Annotated in this window: 11 protein-coding genes; 8 read left to right on the forward strand and 3 right to left on the reverse strand. The window is 65.9% G+C overall.

Translation table 11 applies throughout. The annotated features are described in order from the left end of the window. The first annotated feature begins 93 nt into the window (after positions 1 to 93). From KV110_RS24210 to KV110_RS24225, 4 genes are all read left to right on the forward strand, one after another. Complete coding sequence (locus KV110_RS24210) at positions 94 to 1,107, forward strand: GlxA family transcriptional regulator (RefSeq protein ID WP_218469574.1); 1,014 nt, start codon at positions 94 to 96, stop codon at positions 1,105 to 1,107. Between the two features lie 362 nt (positions 1,108 to 1,469). After that, positions 1,470 to 4,535, forward strand: coding sequence for an AfsR/SARP family transcriptional regulator (locus KV110_RS24215; protein WP_218469575.1), 3,066 nt, complete (start codon positions 1,470 to 1,472; stop codon positions 4,533 to 4,535). Between the two features lie 115 nt (positions 4,536 to 4,650). After that, positions 4,651 to 5,805: a serine hydrolase domain-containing protein gene (locus tag KV110_RS24220; protein WP_218469576.1), complete on the forward strand. Its 1,155-nt coding sequence runs from the start codon at positions 4,651 to 4,653 to the stop codon at positions 5,803 to 5,805. Positions 5,806 to 5,853: 48 nt separating this feature from the next. Beyond that, positions 5,854 to 7,296, forward strand: a complete 1,443-nt coding sequence (locus KV110_RS24225; RefSeq protein ID WP_218469577.1) for a serine hydrolase domain-containing protein — start codon at positions 5,854 to 5,856, stop codon at positions 7,294 to 7,296. A 223-nt stretch (positions 7,297 to 7,519) separates the two neighbouring features. Here KV110_RS24225 and KV110_RS24230 read toward each other — a convergent pair whose 3' ends face one another. After that, entirely contained in the window at positions 7,520 to 7,903 is a 384-nt protein-coding gene (locus tag KV110_RS24230; protein WP_218469578.1) for a hypothetical protein, read from the reverse strand. 746 nt (positions 7,904 to 8,649) lie between these two features. On the opposite strand from KV110_RS24230, the gene KV110_RS24235 reads away from it, so the two are divergent. Then, the gene (locus tag KV110_RS24235) at positions 8,650 to 9,090 is read left to right on the forward strand and encodes a hypothetical protein (RefSeq protein ID WP_218469579.1); all 441 of its coding nucleotides are present in this window, start codon (positions 8,650 to 8,652) and stop codon (positions 9,088 to 9,090) included. 134 nt (positions 9,091 to 9,224) lie between these two features. Further along, positions 9,225 to 9,656 (forward strand): acyl carrier protein, encoded by a 432-nt coding sequence (locus tag KV110_RS24240; protein WP_218469580.1) that lies wholly within the window; start codon positions 9,225 to 9,227, stop codon positions 9,654 to 9,656. Positions 9,657 to 10,194: 538 nt separating this feature from the next. On the opposite strand, the gene KV110_RS24245 is transcribed toward KV110_RS24240, so the two are convergent. Continuing rightward, on the reverse strand, positions 10,195 to 11,658 hold the full coding sequence (locus tag KV110_RS24245; protein ID WP_218469581.1) for an MFS transporter: 1,464 nt from the start codon (positions 11,656 to 11,658) through the stop codon (positions 10,195 to 10,197). Between the two features lie 417 nt (positions 11,659 to 12,075). Beyond that, positions 12,076 to 12,651: a DUF8020 domain-containing protein gene (locus KV110_RS24250; protein WP_218469582.1), complete on the reverse strand. Its 576-nt coding sequence runs from the start codon at positions 12,649 to 12,651 to the stop codon at positions 12,076 to 12,078. Positions 12,652 to 13,336: 685 nt separating this feature from the next. Here KV110_RS24250 and KV110_RS24255 point away from each other — a divergent pair. Both KV110_RS24255 and KV110_RS24260 read left to right on the forward strand, forming a co-directional pair. Beyond that, positions 13,337 to 13,687 carry a hypothetical protein gene (locus KV110_RS24255; RefSeq protein WP_218469583.1) on the forward strand — a complete coding sequence of 117 codons (351 nt, stop codon included), beginning with the start codon at positions 13,337 to 13,339 and terminating at the stop codon, positions 13,685 to 13,687. Next, a complete protein-coding gene (locus KV110_RS24260; RefSeq protein WP_218469584.1) occupies positions 13,684 to 14,379 on the forward strand; it encodes a hypothetical protein in 696 nt (231 codons plus the stop codon). The genes KV110_RS24255 and KV110_RS24260 overlap by 4 nt, the downstream gene beginning before the upstream one ends. Positions 14,380 to 14,432: the final 53 nt, after the last annotated feature.

Here is a 14,432-nt window from a genome sequence, read left to right on the forward strand (position 1 = left end):
GGCCAATTTTGCATGGCTTCTCGCCAACGGCGCCGATCGGGACGTGCTGCGAATCGCATTTTGGGACAGGCGGTTCCGGCCTATCGTGGCGGAATGCACACGGTTGCGATCCTGGCGCTCGACCACGTGGTTCCCGCCGATCTGGGTACCGCGATCGAGACGTTCGGGCAGGTCCGGCTCGCCGATGGCAGTCGGCCCTACGAAGTTCGGGTCTGCGCGCCGACACAGCACGTGATCACCGACACATTCACCTTGATCGCGCCGCACGGCCTCGAGGTCTTCGACCAGGCCGACACCATCATTGTCCCGGGCTGTTCCGAAATCGCAGGACCGCTCCACGAGCAGGTGCGCGCAGCGCTGCGGGAGGCAGCCGCCCGCGAGGTCCGCGTCGCCTCCATCTGCACCGGAGCGTTCACACTCGCCGCCGCCGGGTTGCTGGACGGGCTGGCCGCGACGACACATTGGGCCGCGGCCGACCGGCTGGCGGAGATGTTCCCGGCGATCGAAGTGAAACCCGATGTGCTGTACGTGGATAACGGACAGTTCCTCACTTCGGCGGGCGCCAGCGCCGGTTTGGATCTGTGCCTGCACATGGTTCGAGGCGATTTCGGTTCCGCCGTCGCCGCCGACATAGCGCGGCTGGCCGTCGTACCGCTCGAGCGCGAAGCCGCCCAAGCCCAGGTTGTCGTGCACCCGCATCCGCCGAGCCCGCTGGGCTCGACGCTGGAACCGGTATTGCGCTGGATCGTCGACAATCTCACCCGCGACCTGACACTGGCACAGCTGGCTCGCCGCAGCGGCCTCAGCGAACGGACCTTCAACCGCCGCTTCCGCCAGCAGACCGGCACCACACCCCGGCAGTGGTTGCTGCACGCGCGGGTCCGCCGCGCCCAGTATCTGCTCGAGACCACCGACGACAGCGTCGAACACATCGCCGACCGCGCCGGCTTCGGCTCAACCACCGCCTTACGCGAACGATTCAAACGCGTGGTCGGAGCCACGCCGCACGCCTATCGACGGAACTTCCGCAACGCGAGTGCCGAGCAGCCTGATTCGCGAAACGGTCCAATAGAATCGCGACCCGCGCGGACCACGCTGAGCGCATAGACCGACCGAACCTCTGTGGGTTGCTTGCGGTCGTTGGGCTCGTTTGCGGCGACGTCGATGCGTCGCACAAGCCAGCGCCCCATTGTCGCGAGCCAGTTTGTGTGGTCGTCCGCGGCCTCCGCGGAAACGCAGCTCCAATCGGGCTCAGCATCCGCGCCTGCCACGCGGGGCATCGCGTGGCAGGCGTGACGGCCCCCGGCAAGATCATCCCAGCTCGGCGCTGCCGCCTCCGTTCGATGCGCTGAAGTCGTGATCGCTCTGGTGTGCGGCCCCCGTCCGGCAGTTTGCGAAAGCCCGGCCGGGTGGCGGCTAACGTGGTAGCCGCATCCTCTGGTGTGATTCGAGTTCGGGAAGGTGTGGTCGTGCGGGTGGCGGTGCTCGGGCCGATTCAGGTGCACGCCGAGGACGGGACCCCGATCGATATTGGCGGCGCCAGACTCCGGGGACTGCTTGCGCGGCTGGCCCTTTCGGTGGGCCAGGTCGTGCAGGCGGAGTCGTTGATTGATGCCCTGTGGGGTGCGCACCCGCCCGCGGGAGCAGCCAAGGCACTCCACGCTCTGGTCTATCGGCTGCGCAAGGCGCTGGGCAGCGCGGCGATCGAGTCCGTGACGACCGGCTATCGATTGCAGGTGCGGACCGAGGATGTGGACGCCAAGCGATTCGAGGATCTCACCGCCCGCGGTCGTCGGGAGCTCGCCGCCGACCGCCCGGAACTGGCTGCCGCAATCCTCGGCGAGGCGCTCGCACTGTGGCAGGGTCCGGCGCTGGCGGATGTGCTCGACGCCCCGTTCGCCGGTTCGGTCGCCACGCGGCTGGAGGAACTGCGTATCGCGGCGACCGAAGACTGGTTCGACGCCGGACTGCGCCTTGGCCGGCACGCCGATATCCTCGCCGACTTGGCAGCGGCCGCCAACGAGCACCCCCTGCGCGAACGGCTCGCCGCCCTGCGCATGCGCGCCCTGCACGCCGCGGGTCGCCCCTCCGCTGCACTGACGGTGTTCGAGCAGATCCGCGGCGCGCTCGCCGACCAGCTCGGCATCGACCCCGCAGAAGAGCTGCAGACCGCCCACCTTGCGGTGCTACGCGGTGAGCTAGCGGTGCCGCGGGCGCCGGCGCAAATGGGCCCCGGTCGGCTACCAGCCCCGATGACCGGCTTAATCGGCCGCGACGACGAACTGGAATTGCTCAGCGGATTGCTGGAAACCTCCCGCCTGGTCACCGTCGTTGGCCCCGGCGGTGTCGGCAAGACCAGGCTCGCCCTGGAAGCCGCATCCCGCCACCGCCTCCACCGCCGTGGCCGCATCTGGTTCGTATCCCTGGCCGGATCCGATGTCGTGGGCAAGGCCGTGCTCAGTGCGCTGAGCTCGCCGGGCACGCGGCCGCTCGGCGGGTCACCGGAGCCGGTGGATCAAGTCGCCGAGCTGCTCGACGGCGCCGAAGCCGTACTCGTACTGGATAACTGTGAGCATCTCGTAACGGCGGCAGCCGAATTCAGCGCCCGATTGCTGGAACACCTGCCCAGCCTGACGATCCTGGCCACCAGCAGACAACCCCTCGACATCATCGGCGAGGCGATCTGCCGGCTCGGCCCGCTCCCGCAACCGTCCGCCATCCGGCTCTTCACCGACCGCGCGCTGGCCGCACGCCCCGGCATCACCCTCGACGACGAATCCGTCATCGACATTGTGCGGCGCCTCGACGGACTCCCGCTCGCGCTGGAACTGGCCGCCGCTCGGCTGCGCACCATGAGCGCCGACCAGCTCGCCCAGCGGCTGGACGACCGTTTTCGCCTGCTGGCCTCAGGCAATCGGACCGCCCAGCCCCGCCAGCAAACTCTGCACGCCGTCATCGACTGGAGCTGGGATCTGCTCAGCGACAAGGAGAAATCCCTCGCCCGCCGTATCTCGATCTTCCCCGCCGGCAGCGGTGCCGCCGCCATCGAAGCGATCTGCGCCGACCGGACGCTACCACCCGGCGATATCGCCTACGTGCTCGACTCGCTGGTCGACAAGTCCATCGTGGAGCGCACCCTAGGCGGCTACCGGATGCTGGAAACCATCCGCGCCTACGCTGCCGGAAAGCTTGACGTCGCTGGCGAACTGGAGACGACGCGGGATCGCTTCACGCGTCACTTCGCCGACCTCGCCGAGGCATACGAACCGCTGCTGCGCTCGCCTGAGCAGGAGGCCTCACTGCGGCTGTTCGATACCGAATACGACAACCTCGTCTACGCGCTGCGCACGGCCATCGACAATCACGACGTCACGTCCGCCGCCCGGATTCTCGTTACGCTGCACTGGTATTGGACGATGGTGCGCTACGAACCGCAGGGCGAGGCTTTCGTGGCCAAAGTGCTGGAATTCGGCGACGAGCTCGCTCCCGATGTCCGAGCCGCGGTAAACATCCTGCACGCGGTAGGCGACAACGCACCGGCCGCCACGCCCGATCGCGTAGCGGCCCTGATCGAGGAGTGCGCACGCACCGGCACCCTGGCGCGCTACCCGACTCTGCTGATGACGATGCTCATCATGGGGCACGTCGCAGGCCTGGACGAGTTGGTCGAACGCGAGATCGCCAGGGCGCGCGGCCGCTCCGACTCCTGGGCCACCGCTTGCACGTTCTTCGTGGAGGCGTTTATCGGTCACGAGCGCGGCGACTGGACAGCCGCTACTGCGGCGCTCGAGCGAGCGTTCCACTTGTTCGAAGAGACCGGTGACCGGCTGTACACAGCGCTAGTGCTGACCCTGGTGGCGCAGACTCGCTCCTTTCGTGGCGACCACGCCGGAGCGATCGCCGCCTACGAGCGCAGCATCGCGCTGACCTCGCATCATGCGATCACCCATCGGATCGGGCTCGCCGTGGAACGGATGCGGGCGGGCGATCCGGCCGGTGCCCGGCGGGAGATCGAGATCGCCGAACTGGCGGCCGGGGAGCATGGGCGGCAGCGGCAGCTCGAGGTCAGGGCCGCTCTGGTGGAGCTGTACCGCCGCGGCGGCGAAGTGGGACGTGCCGAGCACGAACTCGATCGGATGGAGCGGGTCGTCCAGGCGAGCTTGCCTCCTCTTATCAACGCGCTCAATGGTTTTGTGCTCCCCGCCCGGATGGCGAACCTGCTGACGGCCGGAGATGCGAAACGGGCCCGCGAGCTCCTTTCCGACATCGTCCGAATATCGGCTGTGCATCGCGACTTGGCTGTCACGGCCCAGCAACTGGCCGGGTTGCTCCATCTCGAGGGTGATCCAGTCGGCGCCGCCACCGCGCTCGGCATGAGCGAGGCGATCCGCGGCGTCTTCGACCACGGCGATCCCGAACTTCGTGCGCTCGCCGCTGCGCTGGCCGAACAGCTGGGCCGGGCCGAATACAACACGGCATATCGCAAGGGCGCGCAGCTGCCCCGGCAGGACGCCATCGACCGGCTGACCGTATGAGGTCACGGTAATCACCGTTGGCCGGCGGGGTCTATCACCGCGCTGTCACCCGGTTATCAGACCCGCACTCCATGGTGGGAGGCGCAAATCCCGCCCCAGCTATCAGGAGTGCACCATGACCAATTTTGCGGACACCAGGTACCAGCGAGTTCAGGAGGTGCTGGACCGAACGGTGACCGAGGGCAACGCTCCCGGCGTCGTCGCCGAGGTCCGGGATGAGAACGGCACCTGGTTCGGCGCAGCCGGGCTGGCCGATCTCGAGACCGGCCGTCCCCGCCAACCCGGCGAGCAATTCCACGCCGGCAGTAGCGGTAAGGCATTCACCGCCGCTGCCATGCTGACCCTGGAGGCCGAGGGCACGCTGAGCCTCCACGACACGGTGGACACCTGGCTGCCCGGCGTGGTCAGCGGCAACGGTAATGACGGCAGCAAGATCACCATCAGACAGCTGCTCACCAATACCAGCGGCCTTGGCATCACCGGGCTGAGCCCCGAGATCGTGCGCAGGTACCACACCCGGTCCGGGTTCGCCGAGTACCGGTACTACGTCTGGACCGTCGAGGAGCTGCTGAAGCTCCAGATGTCCATTCCGCCGATGTACGCGCCGGGTGCGGACTTCGCCTACTCCAATGGCGGCTTCCACGTCGCCGGAGCGATCATCGAGAAGGCGACCGGACGGAGCTATGCGGACGAAGTCGATCGGACGGTCATCCAGCCGCTCGGGCTGACCGGAACCTATGTGCGGAGCTTGGCCGAGCGGCAGTTCCGGGGCCCACACACCAAGGCGTATTCGAGAGGGCGGTTCATCAGGGACGGCGTCGATCCGGAAACGCTCACGGCCGAAAATTACGAATCGCTGCTGGAGGACGCCGATAGTGAGCCGGTCGACGTCACCGACCGGACGTACTTCGGGTGGGCTGCCGGTGGCGTCGTTTCGACCACCAGCGACATGATCCGGCTCACGGGTGCGCTGACCACCGGCTCCCTCCTGCCACCCGCGCAGCATCGCGAGATGTGGAGCACGGTCCCCACCAGAGACTGGGTCCCCAACACCCGGTACGGCACCGGGGTGTCTCGGTGGGCGCTGACCGACGGCCGCCAGCTGCACGTGGTGGCCGGCGTGGAGGGAGGTAGCGCCAACCTGACCCTGGCCACTCCCGACGGCGGGCTCATCGTCTGCATCCATTTCAACGGCGACTGGAATTGGTACCCGGCCTGCGACCGGATCGTCGAGGCGGTGTTCGGCGCGGGTTACCTTCCGCCGCAATAGTTTACCGGGCGCCTGCGCAGCGATCGAATCAATGGACAAGGACGACAAATGACAACACTCGACACACTGGGGAACTGGCTCGGCCAGCGGCTCCCCGCACTGATCGCCGAGCACCGAGTGCCTGGCGCGGTCATCGGCCTGTACGCGAACGGGGAATATCTGGAACGCGCTGCGGGCGTGCTCAATACCCGCACAGGTGTTTCGGTAACCACGGATTCTCTATTCCAGATCGGTTCCATCTCCAAGATTTGGACGGCCACCTTGGCCATGCAGCTGGTCGAGGCGGGGAAACTCGACCTCGACCGGCCGGTCCGCGCCTATCTGCCAGACTTCCGGCTGGCCGATGAGGACGCGGCAGCTCGCCTCACGACTCGCCAATTGCTCTGCCACACCGCAGGTTTCGAGGGTGACCTGTACACCGACACCGGTTGCGGTGACGACTGCATTGCCCGGTACGTCGATTTGCTCGGCGCGGCACCCCAGCTCTTCGAACCGGGAGAGATGTTCTCCTACAACAACGCCGGATATTGCGTAATCGGCCGGATCATTGAAACGCTCCGCGGTAAACCGTACCTCCAGTGCCTACGCGAAACCCTCATCCAGCCACTGGAACTCACGCACACCGCTACTGACGCGGAGGAAGCCATCCTGCATCGGGCCGCGGTCGGCCATCACCAACCCGGACCCGAAGATCCACCTCAGCCCACCGAGATCTGGGCACTCCCCCGTTCCCTCGCGCCCGCGGGCTCCGCATTGACGATGAGCGCACACGACCTGCTCACCTTCGCCCGCAGCCATCTCGGCGACAACGGCGGCGTGCTGGGCACCGAGTCCATCCATGCCATGCGGACCGAGCAGGTGCGAATACCCCCACAGACCGCACACGGCGGCGCTTGGGCACTCGGCTGGGAAGTCTTCGATGTTGGTGGGCACACCGTCTATGGCCACAACGGCGACTCCATCGGCCAAGCCGCCTTCCTGCGCCTGCTCCCCGAGCGGGACATCGCGGTCGCACTGCTCACCAACGGCGGTCAGGGCGTAACGCTGCACCACGAACTGCTCGGCCGTGCGCTGCGCGAACTGGCCGATATCGAACTGCCCGCCCTACCCGCGCCCGGCACCAGCGACGCAGGCACCGGCGACGCGAGCCGCTACCTCGGCAGCTACCGCAACTCGATCGCCGAGATCACCATCGACCAGGACGACAACGGCACAATCTGGGCCGAGCAGGTTCCCGCCGGCGAATACGCCAACTCCGTTCCACCGCAACGCTTCCAGCTCCTCCCCTACCAGGGCGACACCCTGCTCACCGCCCAGCCGGTCAATGGCATCCACCGCATGCACAACTTCCTCGGCAAGAACGGCCACGGCAAAGCCCGGTTCCTCCACGTCGGCCGCGCCCTCCCCCGCCGGTTCGACTTAGGCTCGGAAGGCCATGACCGTGCTGACCCACCGGCACGGCATCCCCAACCCGATTCAGCTGCGCCTTAACACCTTTCGCGGACCGAGACGGGTCGACGGCATAGGCTTCGGTGCACCCTTTTGGTGAGGGTGACGATGTCGAAGACGTTGGCCCGTCGCATTTTTCATTGCCGCCTCACCCCGGCAGCCGGCCAACACCGTGGCGTTCCATCTTGCATCGGCTCGCCCAGACATCGTGTCCATCGCCGCGTCTCGAGAGTTATGCACGTTTACGACACCGGCTCGACACTGATTACCGTCCCGGCCCGGATGAACGGGGCTGCGTTGGCTGAGTCTGGTTGAATTTGTCGTCACGCTCCTCCTCTTCTTCGATATGTTCCGGCCGCTCGTTTTCAAAATCCTCGAGTGGGTCGTTCGGGGGTCGATGTTTGAGGCAATCGGGCAGCGGTGGATGGCGCGCGAACTGATCAACAGCCGTGATCACCGGGGGCGGCTCCATGTCACGGCAAACAGGGTCCTTTGCCGCGTTCGATCGTTTCTCGGCGATGATCGGCAGGGAGGCGGCCGTGCACGGGTCCTGCCCCGCTGCGACCGGCGGCGCGATCACAACCGAACTTGCCAGCGCGATGGCGGCTACCGTGATGCCAGTGCGCGCTAGCTTCGGCAGTGAATCCACGGTTCCTCCTGAATAAGGGACGCGGTCGGCGAGCGCGGTTGAATGAGGCCCGCATCTGCGCACCCTTGGCGGAACGGGTCTCTTCGCTTCGGCGGTTTGTCCGTGCCGCCACAGCGCGACCTCGAGCGGGCCGCACGCGCGACGAGCGAGTGACCATTGGCCGGGGCCAGCACAACGAATATGATTCGTACTGTAACGATATCGATTCACTTCAGTCAAGCCTCGTCCGGCAGCGAAGTCTTCCCATCTGAGCGTCCAGAGCGGAGAGAGGTCGAGGTCAGCGGGGAACTTTCAGGCAAGGTGACCGCAGCGGCGCGACTCGCATCGGCTGCCATCAGTCTTGGCCACGGTAGAACGAACAGCTGATGCATCTTTGTGACACACGTGGGTTAGCGCGACATAGCTGTGGCAGAGCGCACAGTCTGACCAAAAGCGTGCTTTTAGCTGCTCATCTGCCATCTCCCGCTTGGGCTACCACCGCGCACCCAGCCACATGAAACCCGTCTGCCGTTGATCTTTCTGAACCATTGGCGATAGAATATGACACGTATTCGATTCAGGGAAAAGTCCCCGAACGAGGTGCGACACATTCCCAGTGGCAGGCATGTCGCCATGGTCGTGAGTGTGGCCCCGCAGCGGTTACAGCCTCTGTCATACGGCGTCGACCGTAGGGAAAAACGAAATCAGAGACGACGCGCATAGCATTTCGACAGTGCGCGTCATCACACCGACGTAGGAGGTTCGTGATGTACCCGCGCAAAACGATGCTCGCCGTTCCTGCCATCGCCGCAGCAGCGGTATTCGCGAGCGCCGCACCGGCCACCGCCGACTCGGGCGGCAGTTTCGCCACCATCTACTCGCTCAACAACGGTCCCTGCGCCGCGCAGGTCAACTCCTCCGTGCACAGCCCGGCGTACCCCAACGCCGCCGGCTTCACCGTGGAAACGACCATGCTCGGCGTCGGCTCCTGCACGCTCGACGTCACCTTGAACTGGCGCAACATCGACACGGGTGAGACCGGTGCGTTTACCCAAACCGCCATTGGGCCGGGCATGTGGATGACTCCTGGTCGTTCGCACATCTTCTACCCAGGCTTCGGTCGATTCGTCGGCACGATCGCGGTCGGCCCGGCGCATTTCCCAGAGTCCGGCGAGGTCGCGTTCAGCGTGGAGCCGTATCACGACTGATCGCGACCGGATCGAGTCCCTGGCGAAGATTCCGCCAGAGGGTCAGTGCGATACAGCCTGATCTGTCGACGCCCCGCATTTCGGCGGCGCAGCCCGGTAACGACACATCGACAACAAGAATCGAGTTGATCATCATGCGTATTCGCCATGCCCTGAGCGCCGCCGCGGCCGCCGTGCCCGCCGCCGCCGGGATCGCTTTTTTCGACATCGGTCCCGCCGTCCTGGAGGAGCCGCGGACCACCCATACGTCCGCTACGGTCGACGCCGCCGATGGCGTGACCCGGAAGCCGTCGACCTGCAACGATCCACGCATTCAATGCAGCCCCGAGCTGGCGCTGCTGCCTCGCTACGACCAGATTCGAGTGCGCGTCCTCGAAGTCCTCGCTCAATTCGTCGGCGACGACCCGGATACCGGCTCCTTCCGAGAATGGGACATGAACGAGTACGACGTAGCAGCTTTCGTCTGCGACGTAGAGGACGAATTCGACATCTACATTCCCGACCAGGATGCCGAACGATTCACCAGCGCGGGTGACGTCGTCGAATACATCGACGCGCACCACTAGCGCACGGGCGGGACGGCATCCGGACGGCGCGTCGCGCCCGCAAAGCGCCCGCCGCCTGAAGCGCCCGCCGCCTGCGAGCACCGGACCAATCGCCGAGGCCGCGTCGCGAGTTGCGGCGGTCTCCTTGATCGAGTGATGCGGTGGCTGGAAATTCAGCGAAAACGAGGCCGTACAGAACTATTGGCCAACACCAAGTTTCCGCGGTACATCCCATGCTGTAGGCGCTTGGTAGTCGTCTGCGGCGGTATCGGAACCGTCGACAGGCTCTGGGTTCGGCTGCTGCGCAAGATATCTCACGGTTTCGACGTTGACATGCCCACCTGTGCCGGTGTGCTACCGACGCCACTGTGGCGAGAATGTTGATGACGCCGCCGGTTACGAGGCATATCGACCACCGGCCTGATACGCCCCGGCAATGGCCAGTGGGAACGCCTTGCGTGCGGTGCCGACCTCGAGCGCTCCCCCCAGCAGACACAGATCGCCGTTGTTGCTGCGGTTTGCCGGACTTCGCGCACGGCTCGCTACCCACAGCAGCCCGTCATCGGCCTGCTTTCTTGGTTAGCACCCAGATGGCGACAGCTGTCGCTACCACGGCGCCGACACCCACGAGCGTGGCGATGTGCATGCCGGAGACGAAGGCGGTGCGGGCCGAGTGGATGATTGTTGCGTCGCCGTCGGCGCGCTCGAGTGTTTCCGAGAGGGTCGGTGCGAAATCACCGCCGCGGCGGAACAGTGCGGACGCCAGCGAGCCGAGCAGGGATATGCCGATGCCGCTGCTCAATTCGAGGCTGGTCTCCGAGATGCCGGCCGCGGCACCGGCTTCGTATATCGGTACCGCCGAGACCGCTGCCTCGGAGACGAAAGAAAACAGGATGCCGTAGCCTGAACCGGCGATCGTCGAACCGGCCACAAACCAGGTGAGCCCGGCATCGGCGCTGGTTGCGAGGAGTACCAAATTCCCAAGCGCGGCGGCGCCGAGCGCGAGCAGGATCGTGCACGTCGAGCCCAGTCGTGAGCCGATGCGGACGCCCGCCACCGCGGAGGCGAATACCGTTGCCGCCATGGGGATTCCGAGTAGCGCCGCGTCGAGTACGTCGCAGCCGAGGACTGATTGCCGGTAGGTGCAGGTGAGATAGCTCAGGCCGGACCAGGATAGTGCGCCGACGGAGGCGGCGGCGATCGCGATGGCGAACTTCCGCCGCCGGAACAGTGACAGGTCCAATAGTGGTGTCGGCAGCCGCCGTTGGCGTCGGATGAACCCTCCCAGCATGCCCAGTCCCAGAAGGGCGGCCCCAGCCGTGGTGGGATCGAGGCCCTCGGCGGCGGTACGTTTGAGCGCGAATATCAGCGGAAGCACAGCCGCCGCGAATAGTCCGACGCTGACTATGTCGAGGGGGCCGGGGTAAGGCTCGCGGTACTCGGGCAATAGGAACGGGGCAGCCACCAGCAGAATCAGCACCACCGGCACATTGATCAGGAAAACAGAACCCCACCAGAATTCGTAGAGCAGTGTGCCACCGATCACCGGGCCCGCGGCGGCGCCACCGGCGAAAAACGCCGTCCAGATCCCTACCGCGATGCTGCGGGAACGACTGTCCGAGAACAGGTTCGAGATCAGGGCAAGGCTCGCCGGGAGCAGCATCGCACTGCCGATTCCCAGGAACGCCCGGGCCGTGATCAATATGCCGGAATTGGGGGCGCTCGCCGCCAGGACCGATGCCAGGCCGAAGACTGTCGCACCGGCCAGTAGGATCCCGCGACGGCCGATACGATCGCCGAGGTTACCCATCGTGACCAACAGCGCGGCGAGACAGAATCCGTAGATGTCGATGATCCAAATTTCCGCCGCTGCCGAAGGATGCAAGGCGCTTTCGATATTCGGCATTCCGAAGTACAGCACCGACAGCTCCATTGCCGCCAAAAGCACCGGCAACATCAGCACAGCCAAGCCGAACCAGGCCCGCAATGGAGCTCGGGCGTTGCCCATGGGGGGATCGATCATGAGGTCTCCGTCCGGATAGCGAACTGTCAGCTCAGGCGAGCAGGTCCGGACCCGCGAGCCGGCACGGATTCGTGGCGCACGTTTTTGACCCGCGCCAGGAATGGGGATCGCGGGGCTGTCAGTGGGTTCAGGGGGTCGCGTGTGTCCGGGTGTCCTGATTCGGCGCCACCTCGGTCGCGCCGCCGGCGACCGTCCGGACGGCTAGCCCCACCGGGTTCGCGCAGAGCCCTGGCCGAATTCGTCGGACTGGCCAAGAGCGACGGCGGCAGAAAAGATCAACTCGATGTGCAACTGTCAGGTAGCGCAGAGGCACCGGAGGCCTCCGATTGGATACTCAACAGACCTCCGGCGCCAAGAATGTGAACCCGGGGACCACCTTCCTCGTATCGGTGGTTGCCTCGATTCAATCGACGCGGGTTACGGCTGCACCCAGCCGATCGCCGCGCCCGCCAGTGCCCCGACGATCGCGCCGGGAATCGCACCCACCACGGCGAACGGGAACCCGATCAACGCGCCGACACCCGCGCCGATGAGCGCGCCTACGCCCGCGTTGTACTGGTGACGGGCCATATCAGCGGGGTAGTCGACGGAGTGAAGCAGGTCCACCTGCTGCGCCTGGTCGATGCCGGACAACCCGACCGGGGTGAGGTTCAGACCGGCGCCGTCATGCTCGGTCTGCGGTGCCAGGTCGAAGGTCTGGCCAGCGGCCTGATCGCCCAGCGGCATGGCATCGAAGACCGTACCGTCCTCGGTTGTGGCGCCGAAAGCTTGGCCACCATCGGTAAGGTCGAAACTGGCCGCATCGCGAACGCTCACCGCATCGGACAAATCTTCGTTGACGGCTACGCCGCGGTCTTCGCCTCGCATTACGTCAGCAGCCTGCTGCACCTGACTGTGGTCGACCCACAGTGGCTGCGCGTACGCGCTGCCGGTAACCGTCGCGACCGCTCCGGCGCTGAGTAGTGCGGTGGCTGTCAAAGTCCTGATCTTCATGGCAGAGCTCCTGTCTGTACTGTCCAAAGGGTTGGCGTGTTCAATTCCGCAACCCACTGTCACATATCTGTTTCACTGGGGCAACCCTAACCACAAGCACTCTCCCGTCACGCGATCTTCGCTTGGGGCTTGTACATGGGTTTTACGTGGGAATATGCAGAGAGTATGGCGTCCGCCACAGCTTTCATCAGCGTTACATATCACACCACAACTGGGCCACTGGCGCTGTTGCCTACGAGCGCATGGAGATTGATTCTCGATGGCACGACCACATGACGAACGGCGACAGCGATCTTCCACCACCGCGCGCGTTGGTATCGGCCGCAATTGGGTTGCGTAGAGCGTCCGCGTACAGCGATCCACCGCCCGCGACGGCTCCCGCGCCGTGGCGACGCGGCTTGTCCGGCAGCCGCTCGCGTTTGTGCGGATCTGGCGCGCGGACTCCCATGTCCGGGACCGGAGCCGCAAGCGCCGCTGTCGTTCCCTGACCGCACTCCAAGCCGCAGGTCACCGATACACCGGCGGCCGTCGATTTCGCCGACCTCCCGGCGATCGTCGACCCCGCCCTGACGCGACAACCCGCGTTCCCGACCCCGATTCGTTACGGCGAGTCGGGGTCGCCTCCATCACTCCGGCGGTTAGGGTGGCTTGCACGATGACTCAGTTACGGGACACACTCGGGGGTGTGGGCTTCCGAGAGTGGAAACAGGCCGTTTCGCACGGCGACAGCGACCGTGCCATTGCCGCGCGCATGGGCACCAACCAGATGCGTGTGTCGCGGCACCTCAGCGACACACCTGTCGCCGAGACCGTCATCGCGTTCAGCCGCACCTATGGTGTGAGTCCGGTTGAGGGCTTGATCGCGGCCGGCTTCCTGACCCGCGCCGAAGTGCAGCGCGCCTCGGTGCGCGAGGCACTGCAGGACGCCACCGCGGAAGAACTCTCCGCTGAAGTCGGTCGCCGCCTCACCACCGACGCCGCACCCGCCCCCCGATCCCGCCGCGAGCGACTCAGCAAAGGATTACGCGAGGAATGAGCGACGCCCTGTTCGGCCTCGCGATCGCGGTGACTGCCCTGACGGCGCTCGCCCGGCTCTCGATCTGGCGTACGGCGCCGCAGACCCGGCTGCTCACCGCGATACTCGCGCTCCTGGCCGTCTCGGGGGCTTTCGCGCAGAACCAGATCAGCGATGCGCTCGACGCGCACTTCGACGACCCCGGCTGGTCCGGTATGGGCTACGACGTGCTGCTGCTCACCGCGGTCTGCCTGCTGTGCGCCTACCTGGCCCGGATCTGGGGACACCCCGGCCTCGCCATGGTCGCTGCACTCGCCGCACCCGTCCTCGCGGCGTTGCTGATCATCACCTACGCGCTCGCCGAGCACGCCGGTGAGCACCGCCATTACATCGGTGAGGAACTCAGCCCCACCGCGACCGTGCACAGTCTCCTCGTGTCGAGCGCCCTGCTACTGGCCGATCTCGTCATGGCCGCCACTGTCCTCGCCGCTCGTCCCCCCACCCGGACTCAGCTGTGGTTCGGTCTGGCCGCCCTGGCCGGCCTCGCCGTCGCGATCCTGCGCATCAGCGCGACCATCGACCCCGGGCGGTTCTCCGACGCCTTCTGGGACCTACGCTTCCCCCTCGACACCGTCGTCTTGCTTGCGGTCTCCGCCGCCGGGATCGACAACCTGCTCCGTAAACGCAGGTCCCAACCAGCATTGAATAGCTGACCCCGGCCAGCAATCGCGGCGTTTTCGCAGGCGCGGATGATCCGCGATAGTCA

This window comes from Nocardia iowensis (assembly GCF_019222765.1).
GTDB lineage: Bacteria > Actinomycetota > Actinomycetes > Mycobacteriales > Mycobacteriaceae > Nocardia > Nocardia iowensis.